At 67.1% G+C, this 21,347-nt stretch carries 17 protein-coding genes and 2 tRNA genes; 10 read left to right on the forward strand and 9 right to left on the reverse strand.

Translation table 11 applies throughout. From position 1 onward, the window contains the following. Positions 1-45: 45 nt before the first annotated feature. Positions 46-2,157, reverse strand: coding sequence for a prolyl oligopeptidase family serine peptidase (locus IW252_RS09870; RefSeq protein WP_196836397.1), 2,112 nt, complete (start codon positions 2,155-2,157; stop codon positions 46-48). A gap of 87 nt (positions 2,158-2,244) precedes the next feature. On the opposite strand from IW252_RS09870, the gene IW252_RS09875 reads away from it, so the two are divergent. Next, positions 2,245-4,299, forward strand: a complete 2,055-nt coding sequence (locus IW252_RS09875; RefSeq protein WP_196836398.1) for an FAD/NAD(P)-binding protein — start codon at positions 2,245-2,247, stop codon at positions 4,297-4,299. Positions 4,300-4,315: 16 nt separating this feature from the next. Here IW252_RS09875 and IW252_RS09880 read toward each other — a convergent pair whose 3' ends face one another. Then, complete coding sequence (locus IW252_RS09880) at positions 4,316-7,186, reverse strand: ExeM/NucH family extracellular endonuclease (protein ID WP_196836399.1); 2,871 nt, start codon at positions 7,184-7,186, stop codon at positions 4,316-4,318. 263 nt (positions 7,187-7,449) lie between these two features. Continuing rightward, a tRNA-Ser gene (locus IW252_RS09885) sits at positions 7,450-7,537 on the reverse strand. 106 nt (positions 7,538-7,643) lie between these two features. Between IW252_RS09885 and IW252_RS09890 the strand changes: the two genes are divergently transcribed. From IW252_RS09890 to IW252_RS09900, 3 genes are all read left to right on the forward strand, one after another. Further along, positions 7,644-8,642 carry an NAD(P)H-quinone oxidoreductase gene (locus IW252_RS09890; protein ID WP_196836400.1) on the forward strand — a complete coding sequence of 333 codons (999 nt, stop codon included), beginning with the start codon at positions 7,644-7,646 and terminating at the stop codon, positions 8,640-8,642. Between the two features lie 39 nt (positions 8,643-8,681). Next, a complete protein-coding gene (locus tag IW252_RS09895) occupies positions 8,682-9,179 on the forward strand; it encodes a hypothetical protein (protein ID WP_196836401.1) in 498 nt (165 codons plus the stop codon). Positions 9,180-9,316: 137 nt separating this feature from the next. After that, a complete protein-coding gene (locus tag IW252_RS09900; RefSeq protein ID WP_196836402.1) occupies positions 9,317-10,165 on the forward strand; it encodes an aldo/keto reductase in 849 nt (282 codons plus the stop codon). 955 nt (positions 10,166-11,120) lie between these two features. On the opposite strand, the gene IW252_RS09905 is transcribed toward IW252_RS09900, so the two are convergent. From IW252_RS09905 to tmk, 4 genes are all read right to left on the reverse strand, one after another. Next, positions 11,121-11,193: transfer RNA gene (locus tag IW252_RS09905), tRNA-Thr, on the reverse strand. 73 nt (positions 11,194-11,266) lie between these two features. Then, positions 11,267-12,763, reverse strand: a complete 1,497-nt coding sequence (locus IW252_RS09910) for an alpha/beta hydrolase (protein ID WP_196836403.1) — start codon at positions 12,761-12,763, stop codon at positions 11,267-11,269. A gap of 5 nt (positions 12,764-12,768) precedes the next feature. Then, on the reverse strand, positions 12,769-13,938 hold the full coding sequence (locus IW252_RS09915; protein ID WP_196836404.1) for a DNA polymerase III subunit delta': 1,170 nt from the start codon (positions 13,936-13,938) through the stop codon (positions 12,769-12,771). After that, positions 13,935-14,621, reverse strand: a complete 687-nt coding sequence (gene tmk / locus IW252_RS09920) for a dTMP kinase (RefSeq protein ID WP_196836405.1) — start codon at positions 14,619-14,621, stop codon at positions 13,935-13,937. Before tmk ends, IW252_RS09915 begins: the two co-directional genes overlap by 4 nt. 81 nt (positions 14,622-14,702) lie before the next feature. Here tmk and IW252_RS09925 point away from each other — a divergent pair, with 81 nt between their 5' ends. Genes IW252_RS09925 through IW252_RS09935 form a run of 3 tightly spaced genes read left to right on the forward strand, consistent with a single transcriptional unit; the run spans position 14,703 to position 17,050 of the window. Then, a complete protein-coding gene (locus tag IW252_RS09925; RefSeq protein WP_196836406.1) occupies positions 14,703-15,926 on the forward strand; it encodes a trans-sulfuration enzyme family protein in 1,224 nt (407 codons plus the stop codon). Between the two features lie 9 nt (positions 15,927-15,935). After that, positions 15,936-16,247: a DUF2516 family protein gene (locus tag IW252_RS09930; protein ID WP_196836407.1), complete on the forward strand. Its 312-nt coding sequence runs from the start codon at positions 15,936-15,938 to the stop codon at positions 16,245-16,247. A 56-nt stretch (positions 16,248-16,303) separates the two neighbouring features. Then, on the forward strand, positions 16,304-17,050 hold the full coding sequence (locus IW252_RS09935) for a phosphoglyceromutase (RefSeq protein ID WP_196836408.1): 747 nt from the start codon (positions 16,304-16,306) through the stop codon (positions 17,048-17,050). A gap of 76 nt (positions 17,051-17,126) precedes the next feature. Here the strand turns inward: IW252_RS09935 and phoU are convergent, their stop codons facing one another. Further along, positions 17,127-17,780, reverse strand: a complete 654-nt coding sequence (gene phoU, locus IW252_RS09940) for a phosphate signaling complex protein PhoU (RefSeq protein WP_196836409.1) — start codon at positions 17,778-17,780, stop codon at positions 17,127-17,129. A gap of 178 nt (positions 17,781-17,958) precedes the next feature. Here phoU and IW252_RS09945 point away from each other — a divergent pair, with 178 nt between their 5' ends. Next, a complete protein-coding gene (locus IW252_RS09945) occupies positions 17,959-19,158 on the forward strand; it encodes a sensor histidine kinase (RefSeq protein WP_196836410.1) in 1,200 nt (399 codons plus the stop codon). Then, on the forward strand, positions 19,155-19,835 hold the full coding sequence (locus IW252_RS09950) for a response regulator transcription factor (RefSeq protein WP_196836411.1): 681 nt from the start codon (positions 19,155-19,157) through the stop codon (positions 19,833-19,835). The genes IW252_RS09945 and IW252_RS09950 overlap by 4 nt, the downstream gene beginning before the upstream one ends. A gap of 63 nt (positions 19,836-19,898) precedes the next feature. Here the strand turns inward: IW252_RS09950 and IW252_RS09955 are convergent, their stop codons facing one another. After that, the gene (locus IW252_RS09955) at positions 19,899-20,438 is read right to left on the reverse strand and encodes a hypothetical protein (RefSeq protein ID WP_196836412.1); all 540 of its coding nucleotides are present in this window, start codon (positions 20,436-20,438) and stop codon (positions 19,899-19,901) included. A 315-nt stretch (positions 20,439-20,753) separates the two neighbouring features. Here IW252_RS09955 and IW252_RS09960 point away from each other — a divergent pair, with 315 nt between their 5' ends. Beyond that, positions 20,754-21,236, forward strand: a complete 483-nt coding sequence (locus IW252_RS09960) for a CarD family transcriptional regulator (protein ID WP_196836413.1) — start codon at positions 20,754-20,756, stop codon at positions 21,234-21,236. Positions 21,237-21,347 lie beyond the last annotated feature (111 nt).

Here is a 21,347-nt window from a genome sequence, read left to right on the forward strand (position 1 = left end):
ACAAGGTTAGCGAATAGTCGGGCCGTGAACAAAACGAGTCCCCGTTCAGGCGCCGCTCACCCTCCGCCAGAGGAACGCGTAGCTGGTGGTCAGCATCCGTGCCGCCTGCTCGTGGTCTGACGCTCCAGCGTGTCCACCGACCAAGTCCTCGTGGTACCACACGTTCTCGAATCCGCGGTCCGTGAGTGCGGCGTACATGGTCCGTGCTTGCACCGGCCCCACCCGGTCATCGCTGGTGGCCGTCCAGATCAGGCTGGCCGGGATCACGGCGTCGTCGTCCAGCTCAGCGATCCTGTGCTGCGGGGAAAACCCGCGCACGAACGCCCAGTCCTCAGGGACGTCCGGATCGCCGTATTCAGCGATCCACGAATGCCCGGCGGAGAGGCGGGTGTAGTGACGCATGTCGAGCAGGGGCACGCCACAGGAGATGGCTCCGAAGAGGTGGCCGTAGCCGGTGATCATGTTTCCCATGAGCAGCCCGCCGTTGCTGCGGCCCGTCGCGGCGAGGTGCTCGCGATCGCAGACCCCGCGCTCCGCCAAGTCGGCGGCGATCGCCGCGAAGTCCTCGTAGGCACGGTGACGATTTTCCCGCAGCGCAGCTCGGTGCCATGCGGGACCGTACTCGCCCCCGCCGCGAATGTTGGCGATGACGTAGACACCCGTACGGCCGGCGTCGTTGGTCCGGGTCAGCCACGCGCGGCCCACAGCCGGCGAGTACGACGGCGTGAGGGACACCTGAAAGCCGCCGTATCCGTTCATGAGGGTGGGGTTGGCTCCATCGAGGGTCAGCTCAGAGGGGCCCACCTGGAAGTACGGAACCCGGGTGCCGTCGGCGCTGCGGGCAAAGTGCTGTTCCACTCGGAGCCCCGCGGGGTCGAACCGCTCGGGCGCCCGCTTGGCGGTCACGATCTCGGTGAGGCGATCGCCGTCGAGGCGGGCGCGTTGCAGCGTCGGCGGGGTGAGGAACCCGGAGGTACTGAGCCACAGATCCTCACCCGCCACGGGGTCTTCGTCATCCACCGCGGCCACGGAGATCGATTCGAGGCTGGCAGGGGAGAGAACCTCGCGGGTTGTCCACCCATCCTCCGGGCGGGCCACGAGGACGGCGGACGCCACGTCCCGCAGCACGGTGATGAGCAGAGCGCTGCGCGTGAAGGTGTAGCTCTCCAAGGCCGTGTTTGCGGTGGGGGCGAAGGCCACGGTGACCTCGGCGTCGCCGGCCAGGAACGCCTCTGCCGGGGCCAGTGCGAGGCCGCCGGCGGGCACCTCGGTATCGCCAATCTGGGCGTCCGTGCGCGGGGCAAAGAGAATCCATTCGCGATGAAACGCCACGGAGACGTCGGTCGGTACCGCCACGGGCTGCCACCGGTCCCCGGCCCTCACATGCGTCCGCCAGTGATGAAAATCGATGGCATCCACGGCGATGTCCCGCTCGAACCCGGGCGTCGAGTCGTGGTGGACGGCGGTGAGAACATGGTTCTGGTCCACCGCGAACACCTCCGGGGCCTCGGCCAGGGTGGAGCCGCGTTCCACGCGGCGCACGGTGCGCGCGTAAGAGGACTTTGTCACGCTCGGGGTGCCGTCCGCGGCCGGGCCAAAATCGGTGGCCACGTAGAGCGCGTCCGGGCCAGCCCAGCTGACCCGCGTCTTGGCCACCGGGAGATTAAACCCGCCCTCGGAGCTCGGGACGAACGCGCGCGTGACGACGTCGTACTCCCGGACAGCGACGGCGTCGCCGCCGTCGGGGGAGAGGCGTACCAGAGCACGCCGGTAGGGATCGCCCTCGGCGGGGCGCAACAGAATCACGCCCGCATACACCCAATCGATGCCCTCTGCGGCGGCGAGGGCATCGACGTCCAACAGGATGTCCCAATCGGGTTCGTCCTGCAGGTAGGCCTCCCACGTGGTGCGCCGCCAGAGGCCCTTGGGGTGCTCGGCATCGCGCCAGAAGTTGTAGTAGTGGCCGCCCCGCTTGATGACCTCTGGGATGCGGTCCGGTGCCTGCAGGGCCTCGAGGAGGCTCTGCTGCAAGGCGCGGTAGTCGTCGGTGACGAGCCAGTCCTCGGTCTCCGCGTTCCGGGCGCGCACCCACTCCAACGCGTCCTGCCCGTGAATCTCACGGAGCCATTCGTACTGGTCGGGGTTCGATTGAGTCATACCGGCCAGTCTAGGCTGGCGGCCGCGCGCTAGGCTGAGTGGGCATGATATTCGCCGATTCGCCCGCCGTGGCAGAGAAGGAGCAGCATGGTTCGGAGCAGGTACGTCGTCACCGTGGTCGGGGCTGGTCCGCGCGGGACCTCGGTGCTGGAACGCCTGCTCGCCCGGCTCGAGGCGGGAGCGGAACCCGCCGCACGGTTAATCGTCCGGGTCCTCGATCCCTATCGCCCGGGGTCGGGACACGTGTGGGCGTCCACGCAGTCGCGACTCTTTCTCATGAATACCCCGGCGCTTTTCCCGACGGTGGCTCCGCCCCGCCAGGTAACCAGCGAACAGCAGGAGCGGCGTCAGCACAGCGAGCACTCGAGCCTCGTCGGCAGCAGCGTGGGCTTGACGTTTGATCAGTGGCGCCGCGCCGGCGGTGACGGTGCCGTGCTGGCACCCGCCGAGGCGAAGGAAATCTCCGCCCTCGGGCCCGGCGACTACCCCACGCGCGCCCTGTATGGGCGCTACGTGGAACACGTGTACGACGCCGTGGCCACACGCCTGCGCGAGCACCCAGCTGTTGAATCACTGGAGCACATCGCCGCCTCAGCGCGTCGGATCGAGCGCGCGGAGGCCACCTACCGCGTGCACTACGAGCGCGCATCCGGCGACGGCGAGGACGTGCTGGAGAGCGACGCCGTCGTCCTCGCCGTCGGTCACGTGCCCGCCGAGCTGAACCCGCGGCAGGCGGCCGCCGGCCAGCGGGCCGAGGATCTGGGCCTCACCTATCAGGGCCCCAACGTGCCGGCCGACGTGGACTGGTCCCGATTCCCCGGCGGCGAGCCACTCCTCGTCCGCGGGCTGGGACTGAACTTTTTCGACGCCGTAGCGCAGCTCACGCTCGGGCGCGGTGGCGAATTCGTGGAGACCGGAGCCGGCAGCGGCCGCGCCCTGGAATATCGGCCGAGCGGGTCCGAGCCGCGACTCATCGCCGCCTCCCGGCGCGGCGTGCCGTACCGGGCCAAAGCACAGGTTCCCGACTTTGTCCCGCGGTCCGTGGAGCTGATGTACCTGACGTTCGAGCGCGTCCACGCGCTCGCCGCAGCCGGCGCGCCGGGCGAGCCGCGCGGCAAGGTGGGCTTCGACGCGCACGTGTGGCCGCTGCTCTACCGCGACGTGATGCGCACGTACTACCGCGTCTCTGCGCGCGTTCGGCCCGAGTGCTTTACCGACGTGGACAGCTTCCTGACCCGGCTCGATGACCTGCTGGATGCGCAGCTAGCGCCGGAGCAGAACGTGCAGGGAGCTCCGGTGCATGGTCAGGAGGTGTGGCGGTCCAAGCTGGCGGACCTCATCGAAGAGCAGGCGCCGGACATTGGGTGGCTGGACGTACCCGCCCTGGGCACTCCCTTCGCGCGCCGGGGTTTTGCCAGCGCGGAGGAATACCAGCGTGCCGTCATCGCCTACCTGGAAGAAGACGCGGCGTCGTCAGCAGCGGGGGAAGAGGACCCGCTGAAGATGGCCATTGGCGCGCTGCACGCGGGCCGACTCGTCACCAAGCGGCTCATCGCGGAGGGACTGATTGACGAGGTCTCCCGAGCAGACGAGGTCCAGAAGTGGTTCGAGCCGCTCGTGGAGGGCACCGCCAGTGGGCCGCCGTTGCGCCGCATCGAGGAACTGATTGCCTTGGCCCGCGTAGGAGTGGTGACCTTCTTGGGGCCGGACCCGGTCTTCACCTTGGATGATGAGGGCGAGTATTCCGGCGTTTTCACCGCCTCCTCTCGGTGGGTCGACGCGGTCCCGGCGACCGCGCACCACATGCTGGAGGCGATGATGCCGGCGAACCGTGTGGGGCAGACCGCGTCGCCGCTGTTGCGGCAGTTGCAGGACGACGGGCTCGCTCGTCCGCGGGCGATCGCGACCGAAGACGGCGAGAGCGTTCCCGGCCCCGGGTTCGACGTCGTGGGCACCCCCTACCGACTGGTCGATGCCGCGGGCACGGCGCATCGCTCCATCTTTGTGTTGGGGCTGCAGCTCTCCGGGGTTCAGTGGGGAACGGCAATTGCCGCCGAGGCTGGCGGGTCAGACGACGACGGCGCCCGCACCCTGGCGGATGCGGACGCCGTCGCGTGGGAGGTGCTCCGGCTGGCCAGCTAGTCGGGCCGCTGCGGAGCTAGCAGGCGCCGGCTAGCTCCCACGGGCCGTGACGCTGGCCGGGCTCTTGGTTGCGGGAGTACCACTGGGCAGTGAAGGCTTGCCCGCCGTGCACGACCGTCTCGCCTCCGGTGTAGACCTCGGAGGGCGTCCACGCGGCGGCGGTAGTCTCCAGTGCGGCGCAGGCCACCGGCTCGCCTTGCTCAGCCCACGCCGAGTAGGGGTTGGCCCCGGGCTCCTGGTTGCGGGAATACCACTGCGCCTCGAACGTGGCGCCGTCGTAGCTGACCGTGTCCCCGGCGCGGTACGTGGCGTCGGCCTCCCACGGCGCTGCGGCGGGCGGCCCGGAGGCCAGCTCCAACCCCACGAGGACCGGGTCGTGGTCCGAAGCGCGGTACTGATCCGCGGTATACAGGTCGGTCACGTTGTAGTTATACCGGCTGTATTCGAGCGCAATCGGCTCGTCGGCGTTGATGTCCCAGACCGTGGATCCGCTCACCGTCTCGGCGGCCTCCGGCGAGGCGAGGATGTGATCTAGCGATCCCACCAGCGAGTCGAAGAGGTACGTGTGCTCCGTCTCGCTGCCGAGGTTGGCGTAACCGGCCGCATAGAACACCTCCATGGGGTCCTCGTGGGTGTAGGAATTGAAGTCGCCCGTGAGGAACACCTTCTCCGTGTTCCGCGAGTCGGTGAGTTCATCGGCAAAGTCCACGAGCGCCTCGGCCTGTTCTACGCGGGCCTGATTCCACGCGCCCTGGCCGTCGCCGATGTCGGCGTTCGCCGAGCCGTCTGCCGGGTCAGAACCCTTGGACTTGAAGTGATTCACGATCGCCACGAAGCGCGTCTGCACATTGCCTCGTTTGGCCTGGAAGGCCTGGGCCAGCGGCTCGCGGGCGTTGGAGAAGGCCGCGGAATCAGTCAGGATGACCGACTCCTCGATGGGCTTGACCGCATCCTTTTGGTAGATGAACGCGGTGCGGATGACGTCTTCGTCGGCTGGCACGTCCGCGGGGGAGGGGACGTACTGCCAGACGTCGTCGCCGAGGGCCTCGTTGAGGGCGTCGGTGAGGGTGGCCAGCGCAAAGTCGCGGTCCTTGCCGAATGCGGCGGAGTTCTCGATCTCTTCGAGGGAAACGACGTCGGCGTCGAGCGCGTTGATGGCCGCGACGATCTTGGCCTCTTGGCGCTCGAGGTCCTCGGAGTCCGCGGCACCGCGCGGCCCGTTCGGGTTGCAGCGGTTAGTGGCCACCGGTTCGCCGTCGCGATCCGTGTACCAGCTGCACGTGCCTCCGAGCTCGGCGACGAATTCCTCGCCCGTGGTCGGGAAATAGTTCAGGACATTGAAGGAGGAGAGCGTGATGTCTCCGCCAACCTCGGCCGGAGTCTCTTCACGCGTGTTGTCGAACGTCACCGGCACGTCCTCGTCCGCAGCGCCCGTGACCTGGCCCTGCGGTTGGAAGCGCCACTCGTCGAAGCTGTAGTGCAGCACCACCGGCGCCGTGAACTCAACCTCGGCGCCCACCCGGATCGGCTGGTCAGCGTCGAGGTAGGGCAGCGGCGAGTCCTTGGCCGCGTCGTTGCGCATGTAATCCGCCGTGGCGCCGTCGTCCAGCAGGATGGACCGGGACGCGTTCTCCTCGGCGATCTGGGCGGCGAGGTCGGAGCCGGCGGGGGCGACGTCGGTGGGCTGCAGCAGGCGCGGCTCGCCCGGAACCAGCTCGCTGTCGCCGAAGGCCAAGCCGATCTCTCCGTACTGATTCAGCGAGTAGTTGTCCGCGACCGTGAAACCGGAGGCGGGCTGGAACAGCATGGATTCAAACCGCTCCCGGTCCGCATCGTCGGTGGGCCACGCGCCGGTCAGTGCGGTCACGGGCTCCACCTGTTCATCGAGCACTTCGACGGTCCCGTCGGAGGCGTTGACCTGGGTCAGGCCGTAGTACTCGGTCGCGTAGCCGGAGACCTCGACGTAGTCGCCGACGGCCACATCGCTTGTGGCGTCCGGCGCATAGACAAAGACCCCGTGGCTCGCGGCGGATTCGACGTCTGCACCGGTGCCCGGGGTCTGAATGAAGAGGCCGTCCAGCCCGCCGGTGGGGAATGCGGCGGTGACGACGCCGTGCGTCACCACGTCGGTTCCCTCGAGCGGCGTCGCATCTGCTTCGCCCTGGATCTCAGCAATCGTGACGGTCTGCGCCGGTTCGTCAGGCTCGCCATCGCCGCCGTCGCCATTGCCGCCGTCGCCCGTGGACGCGGTCGGTGTGACGGCGGCGCTCAGGCTGAAGTCGGCCGAGTTGTCGTCGCTGTCCGGCCCCTCCGTGCGGTTGAGGGACTTCGGATCCGCGTTGCTCGCCGGCGCGTCGGCGGCCTCAGTCTCAAACGTGTTGGAGGAGCCGTAGCCCAGAAGGTCCGCGACGTTCTCGACGCCGATGATCGATCCCGTCGGCAGGCTGAGGCGTTCGCTGGTCTGGGCCAGAATGATGGTGCCGCGGCTGCCGGAAGGATTGAAGGCGCCTCCCGCGGTGACGTCCGCGGCGGGCAGCTGGTCCCCGGCGGTGCCGTTGGAGCCGCCAGAAATGAGGAAGTGGCCGCCCGGCTCGATGGTGCCGGACAGCTCGGCGAGGCCGTGGGAGTCAGCCTCTCCCGTGGCCGAACGGTACTGCAGGCTCCAGCCGTCGAGGCTCACCGCGTGGTCGGTGGGATTGAACAGCTCGACGAACTTGTGGGTGAATGCGGCGTCCCGGCTGCCGCCGGAGAGATACGCCTCGTTGATGACGACGCCGGCCGCATCGGGTTCCGTGTCCGCTGCGGCGGCGGTCGGGACCAGCAGCGAGGCGCCGAGCGCCGCGGCAGCGGCGACGGCGGCCGGGCGGGAGAGGTGGAGTGAATGCACGATTCGTCCTTGGGTAGGTGATGCATTAAGCAAACGTTTGATAGTTCACCAGTAAAGCGTGAACTGTGGATTGCGTCACCCTTTCCGCGAAGTAGACAGCGCGTGCCACGTAGGGCCCGGCGTCGGCACGTCGGGCCACCGGCTGCGGCGTCACACTTCGGAACGTGGGGCGGTTGCCGGCACCCGGTGCAGCGCGGCGTCGTCGTGCCCGTTAAACCAGAGAGGCAGCGCCCGGAGAAACCGGGCGCTGCCTCTGAATGGCGCGGATGGTAAGGGATTTGAACCCTTGGTACGGGGTTACCGCACAACGGTTTTCAAGACCGTCTCCTTAGGCCGCTCGGACAACCATCCAGGGTAGTCAACTTTAGGTGCTCGAGCGGATCAGCGCCAATGCGGTGGGTTACGGTGAGGCAAACAGCTTGCGGCACGACCCAGGAGGAACACCGTGCAGAATTCCATGAGAGCCGTTCACTTTACTGACGCCGGCGGGCCCGAGGTGGTGGAGGTGCAGCGGGTTGAGATTCCTGAGCCGCAGCCCGGCGAAGTCTTGGTCAAGGTGGCGGCCGCGGGGCTCAACCGCGCCGACGTAGCCCAGCGTGCGGGACTCTACCCGCCGCCGCCCGGCGCCGGAGACATCCCGGGGCTCGAAGTCTCCGGCACCATCGTTTCCTCCGGGCCAGGCGTGCATCAGGGCATGGGGTACGACGACGGTTCCGAGGTTTGTGCGCTGCTGGCGGGCGGTGGTTACGCCGAGTATGTTGCCGTTCCTGCGGCTCAGACTGTGCCGGTGCCGGCCGGGGTGTCCCTCGAGGACGCCGCGGGGTTGCCGGAGGTGGCGGCGACCGTCTGGTCCAACGTCGTGATGGAGGCGGGCCTTCAGGCGGGGGAGTGGCTGTTGGTCCACGGCGGATCCGGCGGCATTGGATCTGCCGCGATCCAGATCATGAAGGCGTACGGGGCCCACGTGGCCGTGACGGGCGGCAGCGAGGAGAAGCTGGACTACGCCCGTGAACTGGGCGCCGACGTCGCCATTAATTACCGTGAGCAGGACTTCGTCGAGGAAGTCCGCCGGGCGACGTCGGAGCGGGAGGTGCCCGGGGCCGACGTCATCCTCGATGTGGTCGGGGCCAAATACTTGGCCCGCAACCTCGAGGTGCTGAGCACGTCCGGACGCCTGGCGGTCATCGGCTTCGTCGGCGGTAAGAGAGCGGAGCTTGACTTGGGCTTACTCGCGAAGAAGCGCGCCAAGGTCATCGCCACCACGCTGCGCGCGCGGCCAGCGGAGGAAAAGGCCAGGATCATGCAGGAAGTGCGCGAGCATGTCTGGCCGATGCTCACCCACAAACACCTGAAGGTCACCACGGACCGCGTGTTTGGTTTGGAGGAGGCGCGCGAGGCGCACGAGTATTTCGACTCGGGCGAGCACCGCGGCAAAGTCCTCCTGGCCATCGACTGAGCGCCCTGCCCAGCGGACGCACCATGAAAGAATGGTGGCATGGGAATCTTCTCTGACCTGCGCGCTGCCCGGCGCGAGAACAGGGAGCTAGGTCAGGGCGTGTGGCGCCGCGCGCATGACCGGTTTGAACGCGGGCTGGACCGCTTTCATCAGGTGCTCGAGGGGATTGAATCGGACGAGCTCTACAACGCGCTCGTTGAGGTCGCGAACGACCTCGCGGATCTGCGCGAGCCCGTCCGGGCCGTCTGCGTGCGCGGTCAACGCTTGCGCCCGTCCGAGGGCACGGACATTCCCGCCGGTGCCGACGTCGCCCACCGCGCACTCTCTCGGGCCGCTAACGACGTGGCTCAGGCCGCTCAGGCCGCCGCGATGGCCCGGCTGGAGCTCGAGGGCGGCGCTGGCGTGCCAGCTGGAGCCGATGGCTCCGCGCTGGGGGCGGCGGTGCGTGAGGAGCCCGCCGTGATCAACGTGCGCCGGCGCGCCGAGGCGGTTCACGAGGGCGTCCGGCAAGCGACGGCCGCCGCACGGCGCCTCTAAGCGCGGCCCGGAGCGCGCCTTAGTTAAGAAGCATTGTTAACCGGGTTGCGGCGTCGTCTATTCCCGGCGACCCGCGGACTACGCCGAGGGCGAGACTCCCTGTTGCCAGAGCCCGACGCGGTGGCAGGATAAGGGTTATGACTACTTATGAGTCCCCTGTTGTGAAGTTCAATGATGGCCGCTCGATCCCTCAGCTCGGCTACGGCGTGTGGCAGGTTGAGGATGACGTGGCGGAGAAGGTGGTGGGCCTAGCCTTCGAGGCCGGCTACCGCCACATCGATACCGCCAAGATCTACGGCAATGAGGAAGGGGTCGGCCGCGCCATCGCGTCGTCCGGCCTGAAGCGCGAGGACCTGTACATCACCACCAAGCTCTGGAACGCGGACCAGGGCTACGACGAGACGCTGGCCGCGTTTGACGCCTCGCTGCAGCGGCTCGGCCTCGACTACGTAGACCTGTACCTGATCCACTGGCTGCAGCCGAAGCAGGGCAAGTACGTCGACACGTGGAAGGCGCTCGTGGAGCTGCAGAAGTCCGGCCGTGTGAAGTCGATCGGCGTGTCAAACTTCACCGTGGAGGCCTTGCGTGAAATCGAGGAGGCCACCGGGGTGGTCCCCGCGATTCACCAGGTGGAGACCCACCCGTACTTCCCCCAGACCGAGCTGCGCGACTACCAGGCGGCCAAGGGGATCGTGCACGAATCCTGGTCCCCGTTGGGCAGCAACAAGAATGGCGTGATGGAGGACCCGGTGATCGTGGAGATCGCCGAGAAGCACGGCGCCACGGCCGCGCAGGTGGTCATCGCATGGCATCTGGCCAAGGGCAACGTGGTCATCCCGAAGTCGGTCACCCCGGAGCGCATTGTGCAGAACTGGGAATCCTTGGGCGTGACGCTTGACGACGCCGACGTGGCCGCCATTGACGGCTTGGACCGCGGCGCTGACGGGCGCGTGGGCGCGGACCCAGCCGTGAGCGACTTCGCCTAGTCAGAATTCACCGGTCCGTGACGACGGCGGGCGGCCCCACGCGGGCCGCCCGCCGCGGCGTTTAACTGGCGCGTCGCGGCCGGCGGGTTATCGGTGAGAAACGTGTTGCTGGCTGAGCGTGCTCGTCAATACTGGTGCGGCAGGATCGGGATCGGCATACTCTGAATCGTAGATCTCTGGGGGGATGCTTGCATCTTCGGTCGAGTGTGATCTCTGTGGTGGACGCGTCACGATGTTTGGCCGGACTGCAGCAGGTGTGCAGCGTTTCTGTTGCGCTGCGTGTGGTGCGACGACGTCGCGCAGGCAACGGTGCTTGGTCCATATTCGACGCAATGTGCGCACCGATCTCACGAGCCGCCCACGGACTTGACCAGGCAAGGAGCTAGGCACGCTCTCGCTGGCGCTGACGAAGATCATCACGCGCGATGAAGCGGCAGCTTGGACGAAGGCTCTCGCGGAGTTCCACCAACGGCACCGCAGCTATATTTATGCACGCACCTACCGGAACGAGCGCACCGGGCTCGTGCCTGCGTGGGTGCGAGCGCATCAGAAGTCCTGGTTCTTCCACGACAGGCTACGTAAGGCCTACAAGCTCTGAGAGCGCTGCAGTATGCGCCATCACCGAGGAATTCCCGACGAACACCTGCGGCGAGCGGTCGAGTGGTTCCTTGTCTTGCGCAGCGAAGCACCAAAGCCGCCTCATCAGCTCATCGAGAAGCAGCACTACCAACCCGCTCCGACTGCTCCGATACTGCGAGAGGAACCAATCGGCCCCGAGCTCTATGGGCAAACCGGCAGTGCCGAAGAAGGACTCTGGAACCGGACAGGCGGGGGCGGACAATCCCACCACTAGCTCCCGCAACGCACCCGGGATAGCAACACGTTTTTGGCCCATAACCCACGCTGGGGCCAACACAGAAACGCCCGGCTCGCGAGGCGAACCGGGCGTTGACTGAGCCTCCTACCAGAATCGAACTGGTGACCTTTTCATTACGAGTGAAACGCTCTACCGACTGAGCTAAGGAGGCCGGTGGGCTCGCTGGCCCACGAGCGACTACTTTATAGGAGGTTTTCGGCCGAGGTCAAAACGGGCGGTCTCCGTCAGCACGTCGCATCGGACGCGGGGAATTCTCCGTCGAGCAAGAACGCGTCGACCGCCTGGGTCACGCAGTCGTTGCTCCTGCCGTAGGCGGTGTGGCCCTCGCCGTCGTAGGTCAGCAGAGAAACGTTGCTGGGGTCCTCGCCCGCGAGCTGATCGGCCAGGGCTTGCGACCATTCGTAGGGCGTTGCCGGGTCGCCCGTGGTCCCGACGACGAGGGCCCGGGAGTTTGCGTTCAGGGGTTCGGCGGGGTCTTCGGTGCCCGTCGGCTCGGCCGGCCACCCCGTACACGCCAGCTCGCCGCCCAGGTACCACCCGAGGGTCGGGGAGATGTCGCTGAGCAGGCGATCGAGCTCGGCGCCGTCGACCGTTGGGTCAGAGTAGTCTAAGCAGTTGATCGCGGTGAACGCGTCCCACGAGTTATCGAGGTACGTGCCGTCGGCGGCGCGCCCCGAACGGGCATCGGCCATCTGCATGAGGCGTTCCGGATCGCCCTGTTCGAGCTCCTGGAGTGCGACGACCAACGTGTCCCACCAGGCGTCCTCGTAGAGCGGTAGCAGCAGGGCATTGGCCAGTTCACGATCGTTGAACTCGCGCCCGTCCTGCGTTTGCAAGGGCTCGGCGGCGAGTTCGTCCATGTAGCGATTGAGCTGCGCCAGCCCCGCGTCGGCGCCGCCGCTCACCGGGCAGTCCCTCACCCCGTCGCACCACTCCACCCACGTGCGGAGAGATTGCTCGAACCGCTGCGCCTGCCCCGTAGTGACTTGGCTCAGACCCAACGCCGGGTTCATCGCGCCGTCGAGCACCATGCGGTCCACGTTTTCTCCGAACAGGTCCGAGTAGGCGGCCCCCAGCTTGGTGCCGTAGGAGAAGCCCAAGTAGTCCAGACGCTCCTCGCCGACGGCGGCCCGCAGGATGTCGAGGTCCCGGGCGGCGCTCTCGGTATCGACGTGCGCGAGGGCCTCGCCGTTCTTCTCGGCACACAGCGCGCCGAGCTCCTCCATGGACAGGGTGTTCCCGGCCCGCGACGCGTCGAGCTGGGCGGGGGTGCGGCACTGAATCGGTTCCGAGTCACCCACCCCGCGCGGATCGAAGCCGATGAGGTGGTACTTTTCCCGCAGCTCAGGAGAGAAGGTCGACGTCGCCGCGTTGCGCAGCAGGTCAATCCCGGACGCTCCGGGCCCGCCAGGATTGACAAAGAGCGAGCCGCGCGGCATGAGGGCCTGGTGGCGCATCAGCGCGATCTCGATGCTCTCCGAGCCGGGATCCGCGTAATTCAGTGGCACCACCACGGTGGCGCACTCAAAGTCCTCCTCGCACGGTTCCCACTGGGCGGTTTGCTCGTAGTAACGCTCCAACGCGTCCGGAACCGGCGCCGAGTACGTTTCCTCCTGGGCGGGCTCTGCCTCGGTGCATGCAGCCAAGAGCGCTGTCACGGCGAGCGTGGCCGCGGCCGCACGCAACAACCGGGACCAGCGATGCGTACGGGGAGAAGTCATGCGCTCTAGGTGCTCCTGACGGGATGCTGCGGTTTCTCGGAGGACCGGGGAATGAGGGCCGCCATGAGGGCCTCCATGGCCATCAGCGGCGTCACGTTCGCGGCGATCCGCTCCCGGGCACTTCGGATGTGTTCAATCTTCTTCAGCGTAGCTGTCGGATTAGTCCGCGTCGCGAACTGCCGCAGCGGTTCGGCCAAGTATTCATTGACCAAGTCACCGCCGGTTTCCAGCTGGATCATCAGCAGATCCCGGTAGACGGTGGTCAAATCGATCAGGGCGCGGTCCAGCGAGTCATTGACACCGCGCCGGGCGCGTCGTTTGGCCGTCTCCTCGACGGCTTTGAATTGGCTGCGCAGTTTCGGCGGGACCTGTTCGTCGGGCCCCAGGCCCAGCGATTGCCGCAATGCGGCGGTTTCCTCGCCGGCGCGGTCCTCGGCCGAGGCATTGGCCTCGCTGGTGGCCAGCTCCACGATCTGCCCGGCCGCGCGCACGGCGTCCGGAACGGTGCGCAACTCGAGCGGTAAGCGCACGGTCCGGTCCCGCCGGGTGCGGGCTTCTTCGCTGCGCGCAAGACGCCGGGCGACGCCGACGTGGGATTGGCTCACCCGGGCCGCGAAGTCGGCCTGTTCGGGCGTCAGCCCGTCCCGCTCCACGAGCAATTGGGCCACCGACTCGCGGCTGGGAATCCGCAATCCGAGGGGGCGGCAGCGTGAACGGATGGTCACCAAGACGTCGGCGGGACTCGGGGCGCAGAGGATCCAGAGCGTGTGGGCCGGCGGCTCCTCGATCGCCTTGAGCAGCACGTTGGTGGTGCGCTCCGTCATCCGGTCCGCGTCCTCCATGATGATGACGCGCCACTTGCCGCCGGAGGGGCGGGCCTGTGCGGTCGTGATCAACTGGCGGACGTCGTCAATCGCGTAGGTGACGTTGTCCGTGGTGACCAGAGAAACGTCCGGGTGGTTCGATGCCAACACGAGCAGGCAGGCCTTGCAGACGCCGCAGCCGGTGCCCACCTCGCACTGCAGGGCCGCGGCGAAAGCGCGCGCCGCCGTCGACCGCCCCGACCCCGGCGGCCCCGTGACCAGCCACGCGTGGGCCGGATTGGCGGTGGCGACGGCCCGCTGCAGCTGGGCGATCGCGTGGTCCTGCCCCGGTAGGCCGTCCCACACGCTCATGCGCCACCGCCGAGCAGGGCTTGCACCCGGGTCAGGATCTGCTCGGCAAGGTCGTCGATCCCGCGATCCGCGTCTAACACCAGATACCGTTCCGGCTCGGCGTCGGCCAGGGCCAGCAACGCGTCGCGAATGCTTGCATGAAAGTCATCGGGCTCGGACTCCAGCCGGTCCTCGGCCGCTTCCCCAGCGGTCCGACGACGCCGCCCGGCCGCGGCGTCCACGTCGAGGAGCACGGTGAGGTCGGGCCGCAGCGCCTGCGTGGCCCACCGGTTGATCATCAGCACGTCATCCACGCCGAGTCCCCGGCCGACGCCCTGATAGGCCACGGACGAGTCCACGTAGCGGTCGCACACCACGATCTGCCCCGCGGCGATCGCCGGCAAGACGAGCTGCTCCACATGGGCGGCGCGCGCGGCAGCGAACATGAGGGCCTCCGTGCGGGCGTCCACGGTTCCGTGGCCGTGGTCCAGCACCAGGGCGCGCAGCTTCTCGCCGATTTCGGTGCCGCCGGGCTCGCGCGTGCGCACGACCTCGCGCCCGGTGGCGCTGAGTGCCTCGGCTAGCCGGGCGGCTTGGGTAGATTTACCGGCGCCGTCGCCGCCTTCGAACACGACGAACAGCCCGCGCCCCTCGGCGGGCGAAGCGATGGTAGGGGATGCGGCGGCAACGTGCTGTGGACTCACCCCTCCAGCCTATCCGCAACATCTGGGCACTCCGCTTCATCCGCGTTGGGTGTGGAGAACGGGGCCATTACTCTCAAGCGTATGAGCGAAACCCATCCCACGGGCCCCGCGTCCGACTCCGCGCCGCGCAGCCTCGCCGCCGATTCCCTCGTCGTCTCCCTCGGCCGCCCGCCCCACGAGACCGACGCCCCCGTGAACCCCTCCATCACGCTGTCCTCCACGTTCGTCGGCACGGGCGGACCCGGCGCCGGGGAAAAGGGGTACGCGCGGTTCACGAACCCCACGTGGGATCCGCTGGAGGAAGCCCTCGGCACGCTCGAACAGGCGGAGCTTCCCGCCCTCGTCTTCTCCTCCGGCATGGCCGCGATCGCCGCGGCCCTCTCATTGCTGCCCCGCGACGCCACGCTGGTCATGCCCCAGCACAGCTACAGCGGCTCGCTCTCGATTGTCCAAGACCTGCACACCCGGGCGGGTCTGATCACTCGCCACGTGGACGTCGCGGACACCGACGCCACCGCCGAGGCCCTTCAGGGCGCGGACATGCTGTGGATCGAAAGCCCGACCAATCCCATGCTCGAGGTGGCCGACGTGCCCGCGCTCATTGAGGCAGCCCACGCAGCGGGGGCCCTCGTGGTGGTCGACAACACCTTTGCCACGCCGCTGTTGGCCAACCCGCTCGTCGACGGGGCCGACGTCGTCGTGCACTCGGCCACCAAATACCTCGGTGGGCATTCGGACGTGTTGATGGGCGCAGTGGTGGTCAGTGATGCCGGGCTGCGCAAGCGCCTGCTCGGGTACCGCACCCTGCACGGCGCCATCCCGGGGCCTTTCGAGACGTGGCTCACCCTGCGCGGGCTGCGCACCCTGGCCGTCCGGCTCGAGCGCTCGCAGGCCACCGCCCTCCGGCTCGCGGAAGCCCTGGAGGATCACCCGGCCATTGAACGCGTGCGTTATCCCGGTTTGCCGGCCGACCCGGGGCACGCCCGTGCCGCGGCGCAGATGCGCGGTTTTGGGTCCATCGTGTCCGTCGAAGTCGACCCGGCGTGGGTGGGGGCGGTGGGAGACGACGACGGCGCCGCGGCCGACGTCGTCGTCTCCCACCTCAGCCTCGTCACCCCGGCCACGAGCGTGGGCGGGGTGGAATCCCTCGCCGAGCGCCGCCGCCGGCACGCCGCCGAGGCGGCGACCGTCCCGGCGAACCTCATCCGCTTCAGTCTCGGGATCGAGAACGCGGACGACGTCGTCGCGGACGTTTTGGCGGCCCTCGCCGCGGCGCGCGCCCCGGAACGGGCCGTCAAGGCCTAGACTGGCGGCATGTTGATGGGCTTCGCGTACATGATCGAGAACGCACTGTATATCGGGTTCGCGGCCGTCGGGTTCGCCCTGGCGCTCTGGGCCCTGGCCGACGCGTTGCGCCACCCCAGTGAGGCCTACCTGCGCCACGGCAAGCGCAGCAAGGGATTCTGGGGCGGCTTGACCGCGGGCGCGGCCGTCTTCTGCTTCTTCGGCCTCTTCGGCGGGGGAGCCGGACTCTTCCAGCTGGTCGCCGTGTGCGTGGCCGCCGTCTACCTGGCGGATGTGCGCCCCACCCTGAGCGGACGGGCCAGCGGCGGCTACAACTTCTGAGGCCACGCGCTGTCACACGGGGGCGGGTAGGCGGTCCTGCTGGATAGGATGAGGCTATGACTTACAAGCTCATCCTCCTGCGTCATGGCCACAGCGAATGGAACGCTAAGAACCTGTTCACCGGATGGGTGGACGTTGACCTCAATGACCAAGGGCGCGCCGAGGCCGCACGCGGCGGCGAGCTCCTGGTTGAAAATGACACCCTCCCCGACGTGCTCTACACGTCGCTGCTCAAGCGCGCCATCAACACCGCAAACATTGCTCTTGATCGGGCCAACCGGGGCTGGATTCCCGTCAAGCGGGACTGGCGGCTGAACGAGCGCCACTACGGTGCGCTGCAGGGCAAGGACAAGGCTCAAACGCTCGAGGAATTCGGCGAGGAGCAGTTCATGCAGTGGCGCCGCTCCTATGACACCCCGCCCCCCGCATTGGACGACGACGCGGAGTTCAGCCAGATCGGCGACCCGCGGTACGCCGACCTCGGCGACGACGCCCCGCGCACCGAATGCCTCAAGGACGTCCTCGAGCGGATGCTGCCCTACTGGGAGTCGGACATCAAGGCGGACCTCGTGGCCGGCAAGACGGTCTTGGTCACCGCGCACGGCAATTCCCTGCGCGCGCTGGTCAAGCACCTCGACGGCATCTCCGACGAGGACATCGCTGGCCTGAACATCCCCACCGGCATTCCGCTGGTGTACGAGCTCGATGAGAACTTCCAGCCGGTGACCGCCGGAGGAACGTACCTGGATCCGGACGCCGCAGCGGAGGCCGCTGCCGCCGTCGCGAACCAGGGCCGTCAGTAAACACCAGATTCACGACGAAGCCCCCGGCCACTCTCCGCGAGTGGACGGGGGCTTCGTCGTTGTGGTGCGCGTGCCGCTAGTCCACCTGCGGCTCCCATTCGCCGGTGACCAGGTAGTTCACCTTGCGGGCCACGGAGACGCCGTGATCGCCGAAGCGCTCCATGTAGCGGCTGGCGAGCGTCACGTCCGTGGTGGTCGGCGCGTCTTCCGTCCAGGAATCATCGGCGATCGCCTTGAAGACGGAGGCGTGGAGCTCATCGATCTGCTTGTTCAGCGTGATGATCTCCGCGGCCTTGTTCAGGTCGCGGGTCTCAAGGAGCTCACCGAGCTTCGTGGCGATCTGGATGTTGAGATCCGCCATGGACGCGAACGTCTCCGTGAGCGAATCCGGGATGACCTTGTCGGGGAAGCGCAGGCGCGTGAGCTGCGCAATGTGCCGGGCCAGGTCCCCCATGCGCTCCAGCGATGCGCTCATGCGCAGGGAGCCGACGATCATGCGCAGGTCCGACGCCACCGGGCCCTGGAGGGCCAAGACGTCGATGGCTTGCTCGTCGAGCTTGTTTTGGAGGAAGTCCACGCGCGCGTCCGCGGCGATGACTTCCTGAGCCAGCTGGGTGTCCGCGTTGGCGAAGGAATCGTAGGCACGCTCCATCGCCTCGGCCACCAGCTGGGACAGGTTGATCAGTTCTTCACCGATCGTCTGCAGCTCTGCCAGGAATACCTTGCGCATTGTGGTCCTTTCGTGAAGGCCGTATAGCCAGACGAATCAAAAGGGTCTTGTTCAGTCGTTCACACTGACACTACTAAGTAAACCCCGTCGGCGGCGAAGGTGAACGTTGCGTGAATCAGGCACGCCGGAGTCGAGATTCGTCGTCAGGCACCATTAACCACGGCCTAAGCTGGACTGCGTGAATGATCCGTTGTGGCTTGTGCTGGCCGGTTTCGTGGGCCTCTCGCTCGGCGTGCTGGGGTTGGTCGCCTATCGGGCCAGCCAGCGCCGACGCGTGGTGCTGCCCGACGTGCTGGAGCCGACGCTGCCAGAAGGTACGGCAGAAATCCTCTCCATCGTCGGTCGCGCCTTCGTCGTCGTCGACGAGGTCAACGGCGTCGTGCGAGCCAACCCTGCCGCGTATGCCTACGGCTTGGTGCGCGGCCATACCGTGGTCCACCAAGAGCTGTTGGACTTGGCCGGCCGCGTCCGGACCGACGGGGTCATCGAGGAGAAACAGTTTGAGCTTCCGCGCGGCCCCCTGGGCCAGGGCGCCATTGTGGTCCACGTCCGAGTGGCGCCGCTGGCAGAGCGGTACGTGCTCCTACTCGCCGATGATCGCACCGAGATTACGCGTACTGAGGCGATTCGAAACGACTTCGTCGCCAACGTCTCGCACGAGCTGAAAACGCCGGTGGGAGCAATCTCGCTGTTGTCCGAGGCCATCGAGGACGCGGCGGAAGATGAGGCGGCCGTGCGGCGCTTCACCAAGCGCCTCCATAAGGAATCGCTGCGCCTCGCCGCGCTGGTGCAGGACATCATTGAACTGTCCCGGCTGCAGGGCACCGATGTGGTCTTGCAGGGACGGCCGGTCGACGTCGGGCGGATCTTGGCCGAGGCCGTGGACCGCAACCACCTCACGGCCGAGGGAAAGAACATCAAGGTTTCCCTGGGACAGGTGGACGACGTCGTTGTTCACGGCGATCCGGACCTGCTGATGACGGCCTTCCGCAACCTCGTCGACAACGCCATCCGCTATTCGCCGGAGAACACCAAGGTCGGCGTGGGCGTACGCGTGCGGTCCAACCTCGTGGAAATCTCCGTCACCGATCAGGGGCCGGGCATCAGCCAAGACGATCAGGAGCGGATCTTCGAGCGCTTCTACCGGGTCGACGCAGCGCGATCGCGCCAGACCGGCGGCACCGGCCTCGGCCTCAGCATTGTCAAGCATGTGATGGCCAACCACGGCGGTGAGGTGACCGTCTGGTCCCAGCCCGGACAGGGCTCTACTTTTACCGTTCGCTTGCCGGTGTACGAGGAGGATGCGGCAACCGAGCCCTCCGATGCACCAGAGACTCACCGCGCCGAGGGCGCCGCAGAACCGAAGGAGAACTCATGACCCGCATTCTGGTCGTTGAGGACGAGGAATCGTTGAGCGATCCGCTGTCCTACCTGCTCGAAAAGGAAGGCTTCGAAGTTCAGGTCGTGGACAACGGGATCGACGCCGTGACGGAGTTCGACCGCGCCGGTGCGGATCTTGTGTTGCTCGACCTGATGCTGCCCGGCCAGTCCGGCACGGAGGTGTGCCGGCAGATTCGTCAGCGTTCCCACGTTCCAGTCATCATGCTGACGGCCAAAGATTCGGAAATTGACAAGGTTGTCGGCCTCGAGCTCGGGGCGGACGACTACGTGACAAAGCCGTACTCCTCCCGGGAGTTGGTGGCGCGTGTACGCGCCGTGCTGCGCCGGCAGGGCGAACCAGAAGAACTGGTGACCAGCACCGTTCAGGCCGGGCCGGTGCGGATGGATGTCGAGCGCCACGTCGTCAGCGTTTCCGGGGAACACATCTCCTTCCCGCTCAAGGAGTTCGAGCTGCTGGAAATGCTCTTGCGCAACGCCGGGCGCGTGCTCACGCGTGGGCAGCTGATCGACCGGGTGTGGGGCTCCGACTACGTGGGGGATACCAAGACCCTTGACGTCCACGTCAAGCGACTCCGCTCCAAAATCGAGCCCGATCCCTCCAGCCCGGTCCACTTGGTGACCGTGCGCGGCCTCGGGTACAAGTTCGAAGCCTAGCTGTCGCCTTAAACACCACGGCCCCGGAGGGGATCCTCCGGGGCCGTCGCGTTGTTGCGGTGCTTAGTGGCCGCCGCCGTGGCTGTCCTCTTCCGAGTGCTCGAGGTGCTCGACCGTGTCCTCGGAGTATCCGCCCGGGAGGTACTGGCGGTACTCGGAGAGTGCGCCGTTGACCACGGGAACGGGCTCCTCCTGGGCCGTGCCGTTGACGGTCACGTTGACGGTGGCCAAGGCGCCCGGTTCCTCGCCAGCGGAGGGGACCACCGTCTTATTGGCGTCGTCTTCCAGCTTGGTCACGGACTCGGCCGGGACCTCGATCGAGACGGAGGAGCCGTCGACCTGCAGGTTCACGCGAGCGGCGTCGGCGGAATCGTTGACGAGGCTGCCCAGCACGCGGGCCTCTTCGTCGGCGGAGTTGGTGACCAGCATGAGGTTGCGGACCTCGAGGTCGCCGGCGGTGAACATGACGCCGTCGCTCGGCGCGTACTCATCAGTCGTGGCCTGATCGTTGATCGCGCCGCAGCCAGCCGCGCTCAGGGTGGCGACGGCGAGGGCAGCGGTGGCCAGCACGCGGCGTCCACGGGTCTTCTGTGCGGTGATCACTGCACAAACTCCTCATCAAGTTCGAGTCGGGGTGTTCGTGTCACGGTGGGCGCGCAGCCTACGGTGACGGCATTCCCTCTCATCCTACTCGGTACCGGACCCAATTTTTTACTCGTTGTCGAACTGTGCCGCCAGCGCCGGTCTGGCGCCGTCGGTGCGGGGGCGTCGAGGCAAGCCGCGTGCCGGGACCTGGGCGCTGGGAGTCGAACGCGAAGGTGAATTATGGGTCAACGGGCCGCGTAAATCATGACAACTCGCGGGATTATCCAACAGGTGCGTGATAAACTTGTCTGCGGGAAAGGGGAATATCCGAAAATGGTTTTTGAGGTTGGCGAGACGGTAGTTTACCCCCACCACGGGGCCGCACGGATCGAAGAGATCAAGATGCGGACCATTAAGGGCGAAGAAAAGATGTACCTCAAGCTGAAGGTCGCCCAAGGCGATCTGACGATTGAGGTTCCGGCAGAGAACGTTGACTTGGTCGGTGTTCGCGACGTCGTGGATCAGGACGGGCTGGATGACGTATTCGACGTCCTGCGCGCCGAGTTCACGGAGGAGCCCACCAACTGGTCGCGCCGGTACAAGGCAAATCTGGAGAAGCTGGCATCTGGCGATGTCATCAAGGTCGCGGAGGTCGTGCGTGACCTGTGGCGCCGTGAGAATGATCGCGGCCTCTCCGCTGGCGAGAAGCGCATGCTGGCCAAGGCCCGTCAGATCCTGATCAGCGAGCTCGCGCTCGCCAAGAAGCTGGACGAGACCAAGGCCGAATCCATGCTGGATGAGGTTCTGGCCTCCTAGGTCAGTCCGGTTGTCCCACTCCGGGACGGCGTCGTACTGATCGCGGGATGAGATGAGCCCGTTCGCGCGCGCTGTGTGCAGCCATCCGCTGCCACAGCGTGAGCGAACGGG

The organism is Zhihengliuella flava (assembly GCF_015751895.1).
Taxonomy (GTDB): domain Bacteria; phylum Actinomycetota; class Actinomycetes; order Actinomycetales; family Micrococcaceae; genus Zhihengliuella; species Zhihengliuella flava.